General features: G+C 63.4%; 22 protein-coding genes and 1 pseudogene. 12 read left to right on the top strand and 11 right to left on the bottom strand.

Annotation, left to right across the window (positions count from 1 at the left end):
* Positions 1 to 62 precede the first annotated feature (62 nt).
* From ACTJKM_RS23540 to ACTJKM_RS23530, 3 genes are all read left to right on the top strand, one after another.
* Positions 63 to 770: an FkbM family methyltransferase gene (locus tag ACTJKM_RS23540; protein WP_440661108.1), complete on the top strand. Its 708-nt coding sequence runs from the start codon at positions 63 to 65 to the stop codon at positions 768 to 770.
* 130 nt (positions 771 to 900) lie between these two features.
* A complete protein-coding gene (locus ACTJKM_RS23535) occupies positions 901 to 1,266 on the top strand; it encodes a hypothetical protein (protein ID WP_057253970.1) in 366 nt (121 codons plus the stop codon).
* 326 nt (positions 1,267 to 1,592) lie between these two features.
* Positions 1,593 to 2,009: a hypothetical protein gene (locus tag ACTJKM_RS23530; protein ID WP_058327072.1), complete on the top strand. Its 417-nt coding sequence runs from the start codon at positions 1,593 to 1,595 to the stop codon at positions 2,007 to 2,009.
* A 120-nt stretch (positions 2,010 to 2,129) separates the two neighbouring features.
* Here the strand turns inward: ACTJKM_RS23530 and ACTJKM_RS23525 are convergent, their stop codons facing one another.
* On the bottom strand, positions 2,130 to 2,345 hold the full coding sequence (locus ACTJKM_RS23525; protein ID WP_197423431.1) for a hypothetical protein: 216 nt from the start codon (positions 2,343 to 2,345) through the stop codon (positions 2,130 to 2,132).
* A 113-nt stretch (positions 2,346 to 2,458) separates the two neighbouring features.
* Here ACTJKM_RS23525 and ACTJKM_RS23520 point away from each other — a divergent pair.
* Positions 2,459 to 2,581 (top strand): annotated as a pseudogene (locus tag ACTJKM_RS23520) (entericidin); the annotation flags it as partial.
* A 187-nt stretch (positions 2,582 to 2,768) separates the two neighbouring features.
* Here the strand turns inward: ACTJKM_RS23520 and ACTJKM_RS23515 are convergent.
* The 3 genes from ACTJKM_RS23515 to ACTJKM_RS23505 are packed head-to-tail and all read right to left on the bottom strand — an operon-like array spanning position 2,769 to position 3,714.
* The gene (locus tag ACTJKM_RS23515; RefSeq protein ID WP_058323279.1) at positions 2,769 to 3,173 is read right to left on the bottom strand and encodes a hypothetical protein; all 405 of its coding nucleotides are present in this window, start codon (positions 3,171 to 3,173) and stop codon (positions 2,769 to 2,771) included.
* Positions 3,174 to 3,208: 35 nt separating this feature from the next.
* The gene (locus ACTJKM_RS23510; protein WP_110881668.1) at positions 3,209 to 3,472 is read right to left on the bottom strand and encodes a hypothetical protein; all 264 of its coding nucleotides are present in this window, start codon (positions 3,470 to 3,472) and stop codon (positions 3,209 to 3,211) included.
* Positions 3,469 to 3,714 carry a hypothetical protein gene (locus tag ACTJKM_RS23505; protein ID WP_058327071.1) on the bottom strand — a complete coding sequence of 82 codons (246 nt, stop codon included), beginning with the start codon at positions 3,712 to 3,714 and terminating at the stop codon, positions 3,469 to 3,471. The genes ACTJKM_RS23510 and ACTJKM_RS23505 overlap by 4 nt, the downstream gene beginning before the upstream one ends.
* Before the next feature lie 422 nt (positions 3,715 to 4,136).
* Between ACTJKM_RS23505 and ACTJKM_RS23500 the strand changes: the two genes are divergently transcribed.
* Positions 4,137 to 4,385, top strand: a complete 249-nt coding sequence (locus tag ACTJKM_RS23500; RefSeq protein ID WP_057253978.1) for a hypothetical protein — start codon at positions 4,137 to 4,139, stop codon at positions 4,383 to 4,385.
* Positions 4,386 to 4,759: 374 nt separating this feature from the next.
* On the opposite strand, the gene ACTJKM_RS23495 is transcribed toward ACTJKM_RS23500, so the two are convergent.
* A complete protein-coding gene (locus tag ACTJKM_RS23495) occupies positions 4,760 to 5,407 on the bottom strand; it encodes a S24 family peptidase (RefSeq protein ID WP_057253980.1) in 648 nt (215 codons plus the stop codon).
* A 1,110-nt stretch (positions 5,408 to 6,517) separates the two neighbouring features.
* On the opposite strand from ACTJKM_RS23495, the gene ACTJKM_RS23490 reads away from it, so the two are divergent.
* From ACTJKM_RS23490 to ACTJKM_RS23475, 4 genes are all read left to right on the top strand, one after another.
* Positions 6,518 to 7,294 (top strand): hypothetical protein, encoded by a 777-nt coding sequence (locus ACTJKM_RS23490; RefSeq protein ID WP_440661104.1) that lies wholly within the window; start codon positions 6,518 to 6,520, stop codon positions 7,292 to 7,294.
* On the top strand, positions 7,215 to 7,751 hold the full coding sequence (locus tag ACTJKM_RS23485; protein WP_156436761.1) for a hypothetical protein: 537 nt from the start codon (positions 7,215 to 7,217) through the stop codon (positions 7,749 to 7,751). The genes ACTJKM_RS23490 and ACTJKM_RS23485 overlap by 80 nt, the downstream gene beginning before the upstream one ends.
* A complete protein-coding gene (locus ACTJKM_RS23480) occupies positions 7,741 to 8,427 on the top strand; it encodes a helix-turn-helix domain-containing protein (protein ID WP_440661102.1) in 687 nt (228 codons plus the stop codon). The genes ACTJKM_RS23485 and ACTJKM_RS23480 overlap by 11 nt, the downstream gene beginning before the upstream one ends.
* 104 nt (positions 8,428 to 8,531) lie before the next feature.
* Positions 8,532 to 9,134 carry a hypothetical protein gene (locus tag ACTJKM_RS23475; protein WP_058325760.1) on the top strand — a complete coding sequence of 201 codons (603 nt, stop codon included), beginning with the start codon at positions 8,532 to 8,534 and terminating at the stop codon, positions 9,132 to 9,134.
* A gap of 159 nt (positions 9,135 to 9,293) precedes the next feature.
* Here ACTJKM_RS23475 and ACTJKM_RS23470 read toward each other — a convergent pair whose 3' ends face one another.
* Both ACTJKM_RS23470 and ACTJKM_RS23465 read right to left on the bottom strand, forming a co-directional pair.
* Positions 9,294 to 9,764, bottom strand: coding sequence for a nucleoside deaminase (locus ACTJKM_RS23470; protein WP_057254438.1), 471 nt, complete (start codon positions 9,762 to 9,764; stop codon positions 9,294 to 9,296).
* A 235-nt stretch (positions 9,765 to 9,999) separates the two neighbouring features.
* Positions 10,000 to 10,464: a cupin domain-containing protein gene (locus ACTJKM_RS23465; RefSeq protein ID WP_058325766.1), complete on the bottom strand. Its 465-nt coding sequence runs from the start codon at positions 10,462 to 10,464 to the stop codon at positions 10,000 to 10,002.
* Between the two features lie 347 nt (positions 10,465 to 10,811).
* On the opposite strand from ACTJKM_RS23465, the gene ACTJKM_RS23460 reads away from it, so the two are divergent.
* Positions 10,812 to 11,618 (top strand): class I SAM-dependent methyltransferase, encoded by an 807-nt coding sequence (locus ACTJKM_RS23460; protein ID WP_058325759.1) that lies wholly within the window; start codon positions 10,812 to 10,814, stop codon positions 11,616 to 11,618.
* Between the two features lie 108 nt (positions 11,619 to 11,726).
* Here the strand turns inward: ACTJKM_RS23460 and ACTJKM_RS23455 are convergent, their stop codons facing one another.
* From ACTJKM_RS23455 to ACTJKM_RS23445, 3 genes are all read right to left on the bottom strand, one after another.
* Positions 11,727 to 12,377 (bottom strand): glutathione S-transferase family protein, encoded by a 651-nt coding sequence (locus tag ACTJKM_RS23455; RefSeq protein WP_057253992.1) that lies wholly within the window; start codon positions 12,375 to 12,377, stop codon positions 11,727 to 11,729.
* 91 nt (positions 12,378 to 12,468) lie between these two features.
* Entirely contained in the window at positions 12,469 to 12,849 is a 381-nt protein-coding gene (locus ACTJKM_RS23450; RefSeq protein WP_058325765.1) for a nuclear transport factor 2 family protein, read from the bottom strand.
* A 253-nt stretch (positions 12,850 to 13,102) separates the two neighbouring features.
* The gene (locus ACTJKM_RS23445) at positions 13,103 to 13,555 is read right to left on the bottom strand and encodes an Lrp/AsnC family transcriptional regulator (protein ID WP_057253994.1); all 453 of its coding nucleotides are present in this window, start codon (positions 13,553 to 13,555) and stop codon (positions 13,103 to 13,105) included.
* Positions 13,556 to 13,670: 115 nt separating this feature from the next.
* Here ACTJKM_RS23445 and ACTJKM_RS23440 point away from each other — a divergent pair, with 115 nt between their 5' ends.
* Positions 13,671 to 14,294, top strand: coding sequence for a LysE family translocator (locus ACTJKM_RS23440; protein WP_058325758.1), 624 nt, complete (start codon positions 13,671 to 13,673; stop codon positions 14,292 to 14,294).
* A 15-nt stretch (positions 14,295 to 14,309) separates the two neighbouring features.
* Here ACTJKM_RS23440 and ACTJKM_RS23435 read toward each other — a convergent pair whose 3' ends face one another.
* Positions 14,310 to 15,260, bottom strand: a complete 951-nt coding sequence (locus ACTJKM_RS23435; protein WP_058325764.1) for a hypothetical protein — start codon at positions 15,258 to 15,260, stop codon at positions 14,310 to 14,312.
* 529 nt (positions 15,261 to 15,789) lie between these two features.
* Between ACTJKM_RS23435 and ACTJKM_RS23430 the strand changes: the two genes are divergently transcribed.
* On the top strand, positions 15,790 to 16,107 hold a 318-nt coding region (locus ACTJKM_RS23430), incomplete at its 3' end, for a MarR family winged helix-turn-helix transcriptional regulator (protein ID WP_440661100.1).

Genomic DNA, 16,107 nt, shown 5'->3' with positions numbered 1-16,107 from the left:
TTGCCTGTCTCTAGAGCGCAAAATCGTACTAACTGGCGGTGAAAAGATCCTTGGGGCAGAGCATGAAGCGTCTCCTTCGTTCGATCCGAAAGAAAATTCGTTACTTCACCAATGCGCGCACGGTGACGATCGACCGCATCCGGCTGGTGTCCGACGCGGCGCGCGTTCCGGCCGTCGTGCGCGACCTGATGTATCGCGAAGTCTACGAGGATACGGAACGCAACATCCTGCTTCGGCTGCTAAAGCCCGGCTCGAAGGTGCTGGAAGTCGGCACCGGCGTCGGCTTCATCGCGCTGCTTGCGGCAAGGATCTGCGGCGCTTCGAACGTGCTGACCTATGAGGCCAATGCGTCGCTGGAGCCGCTGATCCGCGAGAACTTCCAGCTGAACGGCATCGAGCCCGCCTTGCGGCTCAGAGCCATGACGTCCGACGGGCGCAGGATCTCCTTCTACCGGAGCGACAACATCATTTCGTCGAGCGCCTACGACCGTCAGCTGCCGGGCGCGAAAGTGGAGATCGAAAGCGACGTCTTCTCCGAGGTACTCCAGACCTATCGCCCCGATGTGCTGATCATGGATGTGGAAGGCAGCGAGGATGAATTGCTGCGCGTTGCCGATTTCGGCTCGGTCAGGGATATCCTGGTGGAACTGCACCCGCATGTCATCGGCGAGGCGAAGGTCGAGGAATTGAAGGCGATCCTGGCGGACAAGGGGTTCCGGCAAGGCGAGACCGACCGCAAGACCTTCCATTTCCACCGGAACCGCGCTTGAACGCAGCCGATTTCGCTCGCCATGACGCGACCATCGCAACTTTTTGGCGGGTCGTTGGTTACTCCTGCATTCACGTTCACTGGGCTAGCCTTGAGGTCCTCTCAATGGGTAGCGGGTGGAGGAGACTGATATGACACACAAGATGAGCAAACTTCTGGCCGTGCTCCTGGTCGCCGCAGGCGCCGTAGGCGCCGTCACGGCGCTGCCTTCGGTATCTCCGGCGCAGTCCCTTGATCTCTACATCGGACCTCGCGGCGACGATGGCGACTGGGATCGGGACTATCGGCGCGAACGCCGCTATGACGACGATTACTACAGCCCGCGGCGCGGCTGCAGCGCCCGCCAGGCCATTCGCCGCGCCTATGGCTATGGCATGCGTGATCCCGAGATCGCCGGAATGAGCCGCAACCGAATCGTCGTCGAGGGCATCGGACGGCGTGGACAATACGCCAGGATCTATCTCGCCAACCGCAGCGGTTGCCCGCGCATCCGCTAGATCACTTCATTGTTTCATCGAAACACTGAAGTGATCTAAGTCTTTGAAATTACGCAATTCTGGACGGAAAACCGTTTCGCACTTTTCCTGGAATTGCTCTAACGTGTCTCCCTGTCTCGACCGCGCGCTTGGTGCGGTCAGGGGGCGCGGTCGAGGGCGCAGTCGGGAATTGCCTGCGCCGCGCAAAGGACACGCGGCAAATGCTCCTCGTTCCGTATTCCGCAGTGCGAGGCGGCGGCGTGATGCTCGTGCCTGGCTCGCCGCAATGGGGTGAACGCCGCTGGTCCGTTCCCTTGAGGAAGGGCAATGTGATATAGCGTCCGCCGATGATCATTCCGACCTCTTCGACATCCACACCGCTCGGCGAGCGTGCTTGCGGCACCTGCACACTTTGCTGCCGGCTGCCGGATATCGACGCGTTGGAAAAACCGGCAAACGACTGGTGCCGGCATTGCATCGACGGTGAGGGGTGCCGGATCTATGAGCAGCGGCCGCAGCTCTGTCGCGACTTCCTCTGTCTTTGGCGCACGGATGAGGGCCTGGACGACACCTGGGATCCGGCGCCCTCGCGCATGATGATCTATCGGCAGGGGCCGCAGGTCACCGTTCTCGTCGATCCGGATTATCCGGAAATCTGGAAGCAGACGCCCTATGCCGAGACGCTGCAGCGCTGGGCGCGCGCGGGCGAAGCCGGGCAATATGTGATCGTCTTTGTCGGCGACGCCGTATTCAAGGTCGACTGACGCGCGCGACAAACCGCAAAAAAGAAAGAGCCCCGCACGAGGGCGGGGCAAGCGAGCACCCAAAATGGCTCGGGGTGCGGGGAAGCGCAGTCAGAAAGAACGTACTGCGCGGTACGGAAGCTAACGCGCATCCGCCAGTCGGGGGAAGGCCTGATTCGGCGATTCCGGTACGCTCGCCAAAATAAATCCTGAGAAGAGCCGAGCAGCGGGCCATCGCCGCCGCGCCCGTCTTTCGCGGTGTTCGGTCTTGAGCAGGGCCGATTGGCTTTGCCGCGTTCCGCCGCATTTCCGAAAGGAGAAACTGACGGAGACGATGATGTCAAAGACGATGCTCATGGTCCTCTGCCTACTGCATGTTTCCTTTAATCGTACCCGATTAAAGGACAAGAACATGCAGCAATTCAAAGTGCTACAGCGACCTTTGCGCGTCTGATAAGACGCGCGGCGCTGTAGCGCTTCTTGCCCTATCGGCCTGCGGCAACACGGCGCGCGGCTTTCGGCAGGATGGTGCCGAGACCGGCCATGCACTCGACGACGCGACGCACCGGGTGCTGAAGTCGACCTCGAAATAGAGCAATTCCAGGAAAAGTGAGAAACGGTTTTCCGTTCAGAATTGCGTAATTTCAAAGACTTAGATCATTTCAGTGTTTCGATGAAACAATGAAATGATCTAGGGCGCAAGAACCCGACACAGGAAAGGCACTTCGGCCTTTCCTGTGTTCGCGCTCAACGGTGGTGCGGTCGGTGCCCGGACGAGCGTTATCGCGGCCGCAAGGCGTTCGGCTGAGCGACCGTTTCGCTGCTCGAAAAGATGACGACTGCAAACAGGAGCACGCCGACGAAGGCGACGATCGAGGCTGCGGCGACGATGGGTTCGATCTCGGGCCTGCCGGTGACCATCAGATAGAGCGCCGGCACCAGCACGGCGACGCCTGAGGTGTAGACGTAGTATTGGATCATGGCGAGCCGGCGCTCGGCCTTGGCGGGATTGAGCGCATAATAGATGCCGAAAATCGCCATCGTGACCCAGCCGAGCAGGTTTGTATGGGCATGCGCCGGCGTGGCGGCATGGTCCTGGCTGATCGCCATGTGCAGGCCGATACAGAGGCCGATGATCAGGAATATGATTGCGGTCTTGAAATACAATTGAGCAAGGCGCGGCATCGATTCTCTCCTCTTGATGCTCCCCGCTTACTTTATTAGCATTTTTGCAAATTAATAATGATTGCCAATATTGGGCACTTTGCGCCGTCGTCATGCCCGCGAGCGGATCCATGCGACCGGGCGGTTGCCGCGGCCAATGCGGCGCGCTTGCGCGTGGCCATGTCGTTGAAAGCGGTGAGGTTCTGGCGCTGCAGATAGGCGGATATCGCGGCTTCCACGCCGCGCTCATTGCCGCCTTCGGCTTCCCAGAAGGCTTCCATGGCGGCGAAGAGGGCGGACTTGTCGAGCGTCATGGTCATCTGAGATCGGCACCGAACTGCTGGCGGTGGTTGAGGGTGCCGTGGACGGCCTGGCTGTAGGGGGAGCGTTCCGCGTCGAAATCCGCGCACCAGCGCTCCCAGGCGTCGGAGGTGCGGACAAGGGCCGGCAGCTTGTGCTCCTCTTGCGGGCTCTGGTCGTAGCCTTCGAGCCAGGCGTCGGCGACCGTCTCGGTCACGTCTTCGCCGTGGAGGACGTCGAGATCGAAGCGGCTTTGCGACATGCTCGCCATCGTGGACCCGAAGCCAATCGGCAGCGGTGCGGTAGGTGGTGCCGACCGTGTCTGTCTCCTCGCAAAAATAGCCGGTGCCGAGCGTCATGACGGCGAGAATGACCTCGCGCCCGTGAAGGAACGGGGCGGGGCCTGTCACAGCATCCGCGATCAACACGTCGGGCATCGTTCACCTCGGCCTGTTCGAGGTGCGCGCTGGCGCGCCCTTGCGGGTGCCATCGGTCCCTCCGGTTTCGTTCTGTGGCAATATAGGAAAATTCCTATTTATACGTCAATAGGAAAGGCACTGCCGGCAGGAATTTTCTTCGCGCGGCCGCTTTGAGTTGTCGATAGGCGATTATTTGTTCTTGTTTTGTTCGATTGATTGCGCCACCTTGGAGCCGCCATTCCAGGTGGCGGAAAAGGAGCATGGGATGATCACCTATTTCGTGGTTCAGAGCTTCACGCTGGGGAGCCGCGGGGCGCTGCTTGCCGACAATCCGGTGCAGGCGACCGGGGCCGAACATGCGGTGCGGCTGGCCGAAAGGCTGGCAGCGACCAAGGTGGGCGTCGTGGCCTTCAGCCGCTCAGGCGATCTCGCGACCGGGGAGTTCGAGGACGCCACGCTGCTCTTCATGTCGGGCGACCTGCCGATGGAGATCGAGGAGGGGATGGCGGCCTGAGTGTCAAGTGGCAGGAGGCAGCGGACCGAACGCTTTGTGACGGCATGCGGAACGGCGGCGATTGCATGGCGAAGTGTTGAGGACTGCCCCGAGGCGATGCCTTGCCCGCGGCATCCTCGCCTGGCGGTGAGGGGCGAACCAGCCAGTGCCTGTGGCGTGCGGGATTTGTCCCTGGATCAGCTGGCACATGGTGCAGAATTGACGTGCCTGTGGTCGGGACTCGCTACCCCACTGCCAGTCGTCGAGACAAGCTGGCGCCCATCGCGGCCCTGTTCAGGGGGTGAGCAGCTATGTGGTCGGCATGCTGCTTTGAATCAGGTAAGCGATATAGCACGTTGAATATGCAAGGATATCGTCGCTTGGCTCTGCAGGCTCTAGCGGGCGCTGTATTTGCCGACCACCCGGTGGCAGAAGGACCACTCGACCCGGCTCTCGGTGAATTCCAGGAAAGGGTTGTACTGCCGGAGCGTCCATTCGCGGTCGTTGAAGGAGACCAGCCGCTTGATGATCGCTTCGGCGTCGTTGGCGGGCGGCACGTGATAGAGCACCACGTCCTTGTCGCGCGCCGGCGGCAGATGCGGGTGGACGAGCGCCATGTCGCCGGGCTCGTATGCCGGGATCATCGAGCTGCCGGTGAGGTAGATGCCGTAGGCGCCCTTGACGCCCTCAAGCACCGAGGGGCGCTTGACATATTCGACCGCATCGAAGGTGACGATCACGTGGCCGTCGCCGCCTTGCGCGGCGGCGAAGATCGGTAGGTCGCGATGGCCGACGAGCTGTTCGCCGGGCACGATCTGCGGTGCGAAGCCGGGCGCACGTCTCGGTGCCGCTTCGGCGGCGGGGGCGCCCTGAATCAGATCGACGATCGTGCGCGCGTCGCGCTCGCGCAGTTCCCGCGGTGTCTCGCGCTCGACGAATTGTTGGATATAGGCGTGGTTCTTCGCGATCGCGATCGACAGATCCTTGTAGGTCGTCTTCTTCGCGTCGACTGCTTCCCGGATAAGGCGGCGCAATTCGTCCATGGCACTGGCATCCCAGATTCCGTTTCTTACGTCCAATAGGAAATTTCCTCTTGATGAGTGTAGGAAATCCTACTATGAATAGGATGTCAACGGAAATGAGCGGTGCAAATCGCCTGAGTTTCCGGCGGCGGCCGGCATCGCCAGCGTTTTTAAAAGACGCGCGGCGCTGTCAATGGCCCCACAGATCGCTCTCCGCAGCAATTGCGGTGAGCATTTTGAGAAAAGCTGCTGTCTTCCCGATCGGCAACGATTTCGGGGTGCGCAGCGGGCGAGAGGTTCCGCTTCCTCCCCGGAGCCTCTCGCTCTTCGATTACGATGATCTTGGGTCGGCTCGGCCCGGCATCATGAGCGCGATCGAAATTGGCGCGAGCGGAACGCGGGCGGGAAACCGTCAGCACTTTTCCTCCTCTCGCTGCAATTCGTCGCCGGCAAGCCGTCACCGGCGCATGCCTCCGGAACCGGCAATGGTTGCGGCTGGCGGCGTGCGCGGTCCGGGCGCCGGGAGCAGGCGGCTGCGCTCCTTGGGGGTGCGGTGCCGGCTCACGAGCCCGAAGTGGCGCCCGCCGTCCCGCGTGCATTCCTTTGGGATGCGCGGTGCGGACCGAAGGGCCTGACCGGTCCGCCCATCAGGGGCGGATGCTGGAAGCGGCTTGTCGGCGGGGTGGGGAGACAAGCGGATTTGGCGCGCGATGAGCGCGATGGAATGGCCGTGCCAGACGGGGCGGCCAAAGGCGAAGGCATGGGAAAAGGCATGGCGCAGGACAGTCTGACAGGAAGGCCTGGAGCCTCCCGCTTTCAAGTGGAAACGCTGGAGGCGGAAAGATGCTCTGGAATCAAAGTGCTGGAGCCTCCTTTGTGCGTTCAGTTGAACGCACGGCGCTCTAGAGCATCCCGCTCTCAAGTGGAAACACTGGAGGCGGAAAGATGCTCTGGAATCAAAGTGCTGGAGCGTCCTTTGTGCGTTCGGTCGAACGCACGGCGCTCTAGAGGGCAGGCGGAAAGCAAGGGTGCGGGTTTCCTGCCGCCTTTGGTGCGCGTCTGCGGCAGCGCTGTTGCCGCGGCGACCGGCAAGACCAGGGCCGCATCCCGGCCGAGCGGGGAGTAGCGGCCATGCGCATCACCGCGATCGTCGAGGCGCTGGTTCAATCCGGTGCGTCGCCGGAGATGATCCTTTGCGCCGTGCGCGCCGCCGAAGCCGGGCAGCAGTCGGAGATCGAGCGGCGCCGGGCAGGCGATCGCGAACGGCAGCAGCGTCACAGGGCGCGCGTGACGTCACGCGATGTCACGGCGACAGCGGCGGGTGTCCTCTCTGATAAAGAAAGCTCCCCCGCACCCCCTAAAGAAACTAACTCTCCCGACACGACTCCGGCCGGGAGCGGCCCTCAGCTCGATCTCCACCTGAGGGCGGAAAATGCAGCGCGGTCGGGGCGCGGCCGCAGGGCCAGCCGGCTGCCCGCGACCTTCGAGCCCGACTGGGCGTTTGCCGCCGGGCTCGGCTTCGGGCCGGCCGAGGCAACAATCGAATTCGACAAGTTTCGCGACTACTGGACCGCCAAATCCGGCCGCAATGCCACCAAGCTAGACTGGGCGGCCACCTGGCGGAACTGGATGCGCAATGCCGGCCGACCAGCCAGGGCTGGCGGCCCCCAAGTCGCGAGCCGATCAACCGCGGCGGGCCGGGCCGGAGACGCCGGACCGCCGCGACGAGGGTCTCGCCAGCAGGCGCCGCCGCACGAGACCGCCTTTGCCCGCCACCAGCGGGAATGCAGGCAAGCCATTGAAAACGAAATCAAAGGAAACCGAGACAATGACCCTTTTGGAAATGATGACCTTGCCGGCGCAGGCCCGGCTTTCGACCTTGAGCCGGGAGATTACCGCGCTCACTGAACGGCTGGCGCCGGCAAGCGAGGCGGCGGTGCTGCGCAGCCTCGACGCGATGCAGACGGCCGGCATGACCATGCCGCAGGGGATCGAGCCGAAGAAGATCCTCGCCGTCTACCACTATGCGCTTTCCAGCGTGCCGGGCTGTGGGCTAGCGGCGGCGACGCAGAAGCTGATCCGCGGCGACTATGCGGCCAACGGCAATGTGCTCTTGGGCACGATCCCGAAGCCGCCGGTGCTGGCGGCGCTGGCAAAGGCGGAGGCGCTGAGCGTGCGGGCCGAGCTTGCCCGCAAGCGCGAGACGATCACCGCCCTCAAGCCCCGGGATGCTGCCCGTTCCGAAGCCAGTCGCGCCCGCGTTCGCGCCAGGCTCGAAGCGTTTCGGAGGACGCACGCAGCGGCCAAGGCGGCCACCCAGAACGTAGGCACGTTTGCAACCCGGGAGATCCACCATGCAGCCTGAGGCAACGGAATTCATGACAGGACAGACAGCCGCAGGCGGCAGGACAGGCGGCGTTGCGGCGCGGGCGAGGGCCGTGCCCGGGGCTGGCGGTGACGACGACGCGGGAAAGGGCCATCGGCGACGCGGCGGACAGGCGCGCGCGGAAAGCGGCGCAGAGGCTATGGCCATGCGGATGACGGCAGGCGACGAGGTGAAGCAGAACGTGGCGGCGTCAGGTAACGCCCGAGCCGGCGGTTCCGCGGGGATGGCCGTGACTGGCGGCGAGGCGGCGCCCGCCGCGACGCTCGAGGATCTGGCGGGCCTGGTCGCGGTTCAGGTGCGCAGGCAGACGCGGCGGATCGCGGAGCTGGAACTGGCGCTCGCCGATGCGGAGGCGCGGCTTCTCTCGCAAGCGCGGGTGATTTGCGGCGCGGCAGATGCGGCGGGCGGCGATCTCTTCAGCCGGCGGCCTGTGCGCGAGATCATCGAGGATGTGCTTGGCGCCTATCCCGGCATCAGCTGGGAGGAGATCATCGGCGTTGGCCGCGAGCGCCGCCTGGTCGAGCCGCGCCATCGCTGCATGGCGGCAGTCTACGAGGAGCGTAAGGATCTGTCGCTGCCGGCGCTCGGCCGCATCTTCCGCCGTGACCATACGTCGGTGCTGCATGCGGTGAACAGGCGCGGCGCCAGCCGATGACGGCAAGCTTTTGATTTTTGGACTGATTTTGCTCAACGCGAAGCCGGGGCCGGCGGTGTCGGCCAGGCAGCGATGACGAATGAATGAAACGAGGAAACGACACGATGACATCCAAGGCAGAACGCATCCGCATCAAGCGCGCCAGCCGGGCCGGCCGGCCGCGCAAGGCCGACGTGGCACGTTATCCCGGTGGGCAGATCAAACACGGCGAGACCGAACGGGAGGTGCGCTCCGTGGCGCTCGATGCGCGCAAGCGCATGCATTTTTCCGGCAAGCGCGACGTCGATGTTGCGAGCCCCTTTGCCGGCTACACACTCGGCCGCATGTTCCTCGACGGCAAGCTGACGGCGCATGAGCGCGAGGCGGGCGACGAGTACGCCCGGCAAATGGCGCGCTATTACAGCCTCACTGGCATCCCCTTTCCAAGTGTCAGGGCGCAGTCGCTCTTCAGCGTCAAGGGCTTTGCCGGCGAGACCAGCGCCGAGCGCGCCAAGAGCGCCCGCCAGGCGGCCAACCGGATGATGGAGGTCGAAGGCGTGCTCCTGAAACTGCAGGACGGACCGCAGGTGAAGACGACGGTCTTCAACGTCTGCATCATGGATTACGAGATGCTGCGCACCATGCCGGAACCGCAGCTCGCCTGGCTGAAACGCGGGCTGACGGAGCTGCACTGGCACTTGGGGCTTTCGCGGGAGAAGGAGGGGTGAGGTAGATGGCGCCCATCTTCTGGACCGCTCGTCCGGCCTGCCGGCCACCGTCTCGCCGCAGGCGGGGAGAAGGGACATATGGCGACGCCCCGCCTAAATCGCTTCGTCACACCCGGCCGCGGGATACGTTTGCAGTCTAACTCCATCGGGCGCGCCGCATCAGCGGCGCCAGAAGGTCCGGTGGGGGCTGAGTAGCTCGTCCTCGATCTCGGGGAAGGGGCCAAAAACCTCGATCGGCTTCTGGCCGGAGGCAAGCACCGTGCGCGAGGCGAGGTTCATGGTCGGGTTTTCGGGGTGGTCGCTGGTTTCGGCAAGGAGCTTTTCCTCCTCGAAGCCATAGACCAGGCGACCGATATTCGCCCAATAGAGCGTGCCGGTGCACATGGCGCAGGGCTCGCCGGTTGAAACCAGTGTGCAGGACCATAGGAATTTCGCCGGATAGGCGGTCGCGGCACGCCGGCTAAGCTCGGTCTCGGCGTGGCGTACGGTGTCGATATTGCCCTGGCGCATCAGGATGCTGTCGTCGGGGCCGACCAGGACCGCGCCGAAAGGATGATGGCCGTGCGCGGCGGCCTCGCGCGCGACTTCGTCGGCGGCGCGAAGGTGGGCGAGCATCTGATCGCGGGTCATGGTCTGTCGCTCCCCAACGTCGTGGACGCCACCGATTGGACGGTGCCGTTCGGACGATCGTAGCTCGAAAATCGAATGTCCGATATCGCCGCTGCCCGCAATTTCGCAAGACATCCGCCATGCCAGTGGGTGCTGCGCTTACAAAGGGGAGTGTGTCTCCGCTCTCCTTGCGACAGGTGAGGCGGTCGCATTGCCCGGTCTTTCCCCAACCGCCGCAGCCTGCGCTGGCGGCGGGTCAATCTTGATCCGACCAGTCGGCAAGCAGGGTGATGCCGAACTTTGGCGCGGTCCTCCGAAGCCGATCAAGCTCTTCCGATGTCGGTGGCTTGACCGCTTCGCCGGGCCCAAGTTCACGGCCGGCTTCCTCCAGAAACCGGTCGAAGATGGCTGGCGTGCCGATCAGGATGTAGCGCGCCGGCCGGCGGCTGACGTTGAGGAGCTGGTGGGGGACGCGGCGCGGGAGAAAGATGCTCTGGCCCACGGTCAACCGGTGCGCAGTCCCGCCGATTACCGCAGTCAGTTCGCCCTCGAGGATGTAGACGGTTTCGTCGTCGCTGGCGTGGACGTGAATTGGCGTCCTGGTGTCGCCGCCGCTGACGTTTTCGAAGAGGCAGAACTGGCCGTCGGTCTGGCTGCCGGACAACAGACGCTTCATGACGACGCCGGCGAGGGCGAATGCTTTCGGTTCTGTGCTGCTCATCGCAAATACCCCATCGAATTTCGCAGGAGCGGTCCTGTCCGCTGCGCTCCCGAGGAAGCGCGGCGGCATGGTTGCATGCGTCGGCGGCGACATCAGGACGAAGGGTGAGGTGCGGCACGGTTCGATCCGGCGCCGATGGAGCCGGGGCGGCGCCCCGCCTGGCCGGCCTGCCGAGGGGACGGCGAAATATCCGCCGCGCGCGAACGGCGATCGGATCCGGTTCCGCATGCCGGGGATCGGTCTCGAACCCGGTAAACCGATCGACGCGGCAGTTTGCCAGCACCGATGTCTCGGCTTGCCCAGCCTGTGGTAGAGTTCGCCCGTTCAGCTGGCTGGAGTGTGCTGTGATGGCTGCATCGACGTTCAATGCCAACACTGGCGACGGATATGAGTTGCAGATGGGGCGCTGGAGCCGAAGGCTGGCCGTGCCCTTCCTGGCATTTGCCGGAGCCGCGGCGGGCGAACGGGTGCTGGATGTCGGCTGCGGCACCGGCAGCCTGACATTCCTGTTGGCCGCGCGGCCCGACCTTTCCGCCGTCTGCGGGGTGGATTGCGCAGCGCCCTACATCGAACACGCCAGCCGCAGCAATCCGGATCCGCGCGTCTCCTTCCAGATTGGCGACGCATGCGCTCTGCCCTTTGAGGATGCGGCGTTCGATCGGGTCCTGTCGCTGCTGATGCTGCATTTCGTTTCTGAGCCGGAACGGGCCGTGGCGGAGATGCGCCGCGTTGCGCGGCCTGGCGCAACGGTCGCTGCCACCGTGTGGGACGGTCGCGGCGGTTTCGCTGCCAGCCGCCTGTTCCTCGATACGGCGGCAGCCCTTGATCCCGCCGCCCGCCGGCTTCGCGAGCGCGCCTTCACCCGCCCGATGACCCGGCCTGGCGAACTGGAGGCGGCCTGGCATAGGGCCGGCCTTGTCGAGGTCGAGACGGCTGAGCTTGCGATCCGCATGGAGTACGCTTCCTTCGACGACTACTGGACGCCCTATCTCGGCAAGGATGGCCCAGGGGCCGAATATATCGCGACACTCAATGAGCCGGCGCGCACGCGGCTTCGCGATGCGGTCCGTTCTGCCTATCTCGATGGCGAGGTCGATGGTCCACGGTCCTATGTCGCGGTCGCCTGGGCCGTCAAAGGTGTGGTGCCAGGTTGAATTCAGGGCGGCGGCTCATACCCCTGGGATCGCTGGAGACTTGAAGAAAGAGGTCAACCGGGTGATGCGGCTCTGTCAGAGTGACGCAACTCGGTTGCCGCTTCCGGGTTAGCCTGCCGATGCGGAGGTGAAAACCGCCAACTGGGCCTCGAAGGCGCGCTTGTAGGCCGGCCGTGCTTCGCCGCGAGCGACATAGGCAGCAAGGTTCGGGTATTCCTCAAGAATCCCTGATCCATGCAGCCGGCGCAGCACCGTCACCATCAGGAGGTCGCCGGCGCTGAAGGCGCCATCGAGCCAGTCGGCATCGCCAAGGTGATTGGAAAGGCCGCCAAGCCGTCTGCGGATGGTTTCGTCGAGCGCACGCAGGCGGTGCTCGTACCAGGGCTCGTTGCGTTCGAGGATCTGGACGAGATTACGGTCGAAGACCGGCGGCTCGATGGTGTTGAGCGCGGCAAACATCCAGGCGATCGCGCGCGCCCGGGCATTGGCTTCGTCTGGCAACAGGCCGGCATGGCGCTCGGCGATATGGAGCACGATCGCTCCGGACTCGAAGAGGGCGAGATCGCCTTCCTCATAGGTCGGGATCTGGCCGAAGGGCTGAAGGGAGAGATGCGGCGGCTGCTTCATCGCCTTGAACGACAGAAGGCGAACCTCGTAGGGCAGGCCTACTTCCTCGAGCGCCCAACGGACACGCATGTCACGCGCGAGCCCCTTGCCGCGATCCGGTGACCGTTCGAAAGCGGTAATGGTGATCGTCATCGTTGTCCTCCATCGCTTGTCTGTCCTTGAAGACGAATGGCGGCACGCGATCCCGACATGTCATCGCGAAAGTCGCGCTCGGACGGCCCGCTCAGGCCGCTCCCGTCACCGTTCCCTGGTGGAACAGCATCTGCCACCTGGTTCCGTTTCGCTTCCAGACAGAGCTTCTGAGCGCGTGCCGCTCCGATCCATCGCTTTCCCTGCGACGGGTTCTGTAGGTCAAGAGCAACGCTTCCGGCGAAATGGCGGTCAGGCGGTAATCGCTCGCGCGCAGTTCGCCATCGTCTTGCTCTGGCTCCTGCACAAGCAGATCGATGATTTCCGCACGATGATAGATCGTACCGGAAGCCCCGAACTCGACGAAGCCTTCGGCGAGCAGCGCCTCGACGGCTGAACGCGACCGGCGAACCTCCGGGCGGTGCAGTGCTTCTTCAAGCGCACGGATTTCATCGAGAGGGGGCAGAGCGTGCATCATGATTGTTCCGCTGTGGGCGAGGGCTGCCGGTACACTACTGCATGTCTCCTTAATCGACCTCGATTTAAGGACAAAGGCATGCAGAAAATCAAAGTGCTACAGCGACCTTTGCGCGTCTGATAAGACGCGCGGCGCTGTAATCTGCTGAGACCTCGGACGGCAACTGCCAGAGCGCCGTGCGTTCAGATGAACGCAAAGGACGCTTTAGCCGTGGCGCACCAGTTCATCCGAGGCGGCGCGAGCCAGCCGTTCAAAGAGGAAGCGGCCGGTTCTGGAAGATGCTCTTCATCACAAGGGTAGAGGTCAGGCGCAGCACGCTCGGCAGCGCAAGCAGGCTCTCGTCATAGAGCGCCTGGAAAGCCTTCAGGTCCTCAGTCACCACGTGCAGCATGTAGTCGGGATCGCCAAACAGACGCTCGGCTTGCGTGATTTCCGGTATCGCCCAAAGTGCCTTTTCGAAGGCATGCACGTTCTCGCGGCTGCCTTCCCTGAGCGTCGCAAAGACGATCGCCGAGAAATTGAGGCCGACCTTGGCGGCATCGATATTGGCGCGATAGTCGCTGATCACGCCGGATTGCTCGAGCGCCCTGACCCGGCGATGGCAGGGGGAAAGGCTGAGCCCGATGCGGTCGCCGAGCTCGGTAACCGACAGTCTCCCGTCCTTCTGAAGCTCAGCAAGAATCTTGCGGTCCGTATCATCCATGAGGGAGATATTGCCTCAAGATGCCACATCTCGGCAAGAGATAGGGAGCTAATCCCCGTGATGCAACGCTATTCTTCCTTTGATGGCGCGGGTATCCGAAGGAAGGTGGCGCGAGATGGAAATGGGTCTGTTGACGGCGTTTTGGGCGATATCGTTTTCGCTGGTGCTGACACCCGGCGCAGACTGGGCCTATGCGATCTCGGCGGGATTGCGAGACAGGGCGATCATGCCGGCCGTTTCCGGCATGCTGCTTGGCTATCTTGCGATCACTCTGGTGGTCGCGGCCGGCGTCGGCGCGCTCGTCGCCGGCGTTCCGGCGGTCCTGACAGTGCTTACCGTGCTGGGGGCAGGCTATCTCCTTTGGCTCGGCGTCGGGGTTCTGGCCCATCCGCCTGTCCCGGTGGCCGGCGAAGACCAGGCGGCCAGGAGCTGGACCGGGTGGATCGTCCGCGGTTTCGCGGCGAGCGGCATCAACCCGAAGGCGCTACTCCTTTTCCTCGCGCTGCTGCCGCAATTTACCAGCCGCGACGGGAGCTGGACGATCCCGAGCCAGATCGCGGCGCTCGGGGCCGTGCATATGCTCAACTGCGCGCTGATCTACTCGCTTGTCGGCACGGGTTCGAGCATGGTCCTCAGGACGCGCCCGCGCGTGGCCCGTCTGGTGAGCCAGTTCTCAGGCGCGGCGATGATTGCGATCGCGCTGTTCCTGCTCGCCGAGCAGCTTGTCATAATCCGATGAGGCGTGGCGGCCGCCTCAGGACGCTTTCGCCAGTTTTTCTTCGCGACCGATGCGGGCGTCGAGGTCGCGCAGGCGAAGCGTGACGGCGGGGTGGCCGGGCAGGAGCGACAGGGCATTCGTCAGCATGTCGCGCGCGGTGACGAGGTTGCCGTCGCGGATATGGCGATTGGCGCGGTGGAAGAGGAAGTTGACCTGCTCCGTGGGGGCAAAGCGATCGCCGAAGCGGGCGTGCAGGCGATCGGCCCAGGCCGGGTGGCGGGCCATGGCGGCGACGGCGTTCTGGTAAGGCCGCATCGGCGCGTCGATCCGCGCGGAGCGGGCAAGGGCGCGCAGGGCAGCAAGGTCATTGGCGCGGCAGGCATCGATCAGCGAAAGCGCGCGCTGCGTTCCGGTGAAGACCCTGACCGTGCCATGACCGGTCATGTGTACGGGCACGAGATGCGTTTCCGCCTGCAGTTCCGCTATGCGCTCGGCATGCCTGCGATCGATCGCGTGGAACGGGTCGTAGAAGAGATAGGCGCGGCCGGCGGCATGGTCGGGGGCGATGCCCATATTGGCGTGCAGGTCGGGCGAGAAATGCCTGAGAAAGCGATTGTCGTAGGGAACGGCTTTGGGATTGATCGAGATTTGCGGGCAGAAGGCGATGGCTGTCGTGGCGTTGAAACGCCGGCGGTAGCGAAGCGCTGCATAACCGCCCTGAGAATGGCCGTAGAGGATGCGCTCGGGTGCTGCCTTCAGGATCGGCGCCGCAGCCTCGACCGCCTTGACCACGCTTTCGGCCGGAAACCAGTTGGGACGCTTGCTGATGAAGCCGAGGGCGGCGATATCCGCCTTCTCGCAAAAGCGCTGGCCCCAGTAGCGGCTCCCGTTTGCCTGGATTTCCATCTCGTTGAAGGTGATGAGGAGGTAAGCCGAGGCGCCCGGGCGATGGATGACCTCAAGGTTTTCGTCCGAGTAGATAAGCACGGTTGCTCCGAAGTATTTCAAGGTTTGCAGTAGTATATTTCCAATTTCCGAAGCTTGTTCGGCGACGTTATATTAGTGTGAATTCGCCTGGGATTTCCAGTGCCTAGGACTTTCTGCAAGAGGATTTCAATATTCATTTCGGCTGACGGCTTCAGCGGTCGTTCGTTTCGGCAGCTTTCGGCTCAAACCGGACATAGAGGTTCGCATCGCGGACGGCTGCTTTGCGCCCCCATTTGAGCCGTTCAGCGCGCCGATCGCCGAGCCCAGAAGCTGCCATTCATTCACGTGGAGCGGCGCTGAGCGGCAACGGCCTCAATGAGACTCTGCTGCCGTCCTCGGATGATACGGCGAACGGCAGCTTCCAGCGAGAGCGAACGTTCCGGCGTTTATGCAGATCATCGCCCGTGGCATGCGCTGAGACATCAGGGTTTCGTATCCTCCTTGAAACGCGATACTGGTTGACTACATGTTGTAGATGCATCATCGAGAGACTATGAACCTGCGTTCCCTACCCGACGATAGACGAGCAATGCTGCGGGAACTGGAAGATGCCTGCGTAATTTCGCGGGCGCGCCTTATCTCACGCGTTATGACCAACATCTTCGACGAGGAACTGCGGCCGTTCGGCCTAGTGTCCTCGCAACACACCTTACTCGGTTCAATCATGCGGATGGGCGTCGCGACGCGTGCCGAAATCGGCCGAGCCAACTGCCTCGATCGCTCCACCTTGACGAGAAACCTCAAGCTGATGCTGGACGCGGGATGGATCGAAGAGGTCCCCGACAAGGTTCAAGGTCGTCAGCGCCCCCTTCGGCTGAGCAAAGCTGGCGAAGACCTGCTGTTTTCA

Origin of the sequence: Ensifer sp. 22460, assembly GCF_052044935.1 — a bacterium.
Classification (GTDB): domain Bacteria; phylum Pseudomonadota; class Alphaproteobacteria; order Rhizobiales; family Rhizobiaceae; genus Ensifer.
Note: the sequence above shows the minus strand (reverse complement) of the source record. Positions and strands in the feature narration are given on the sequence as shown.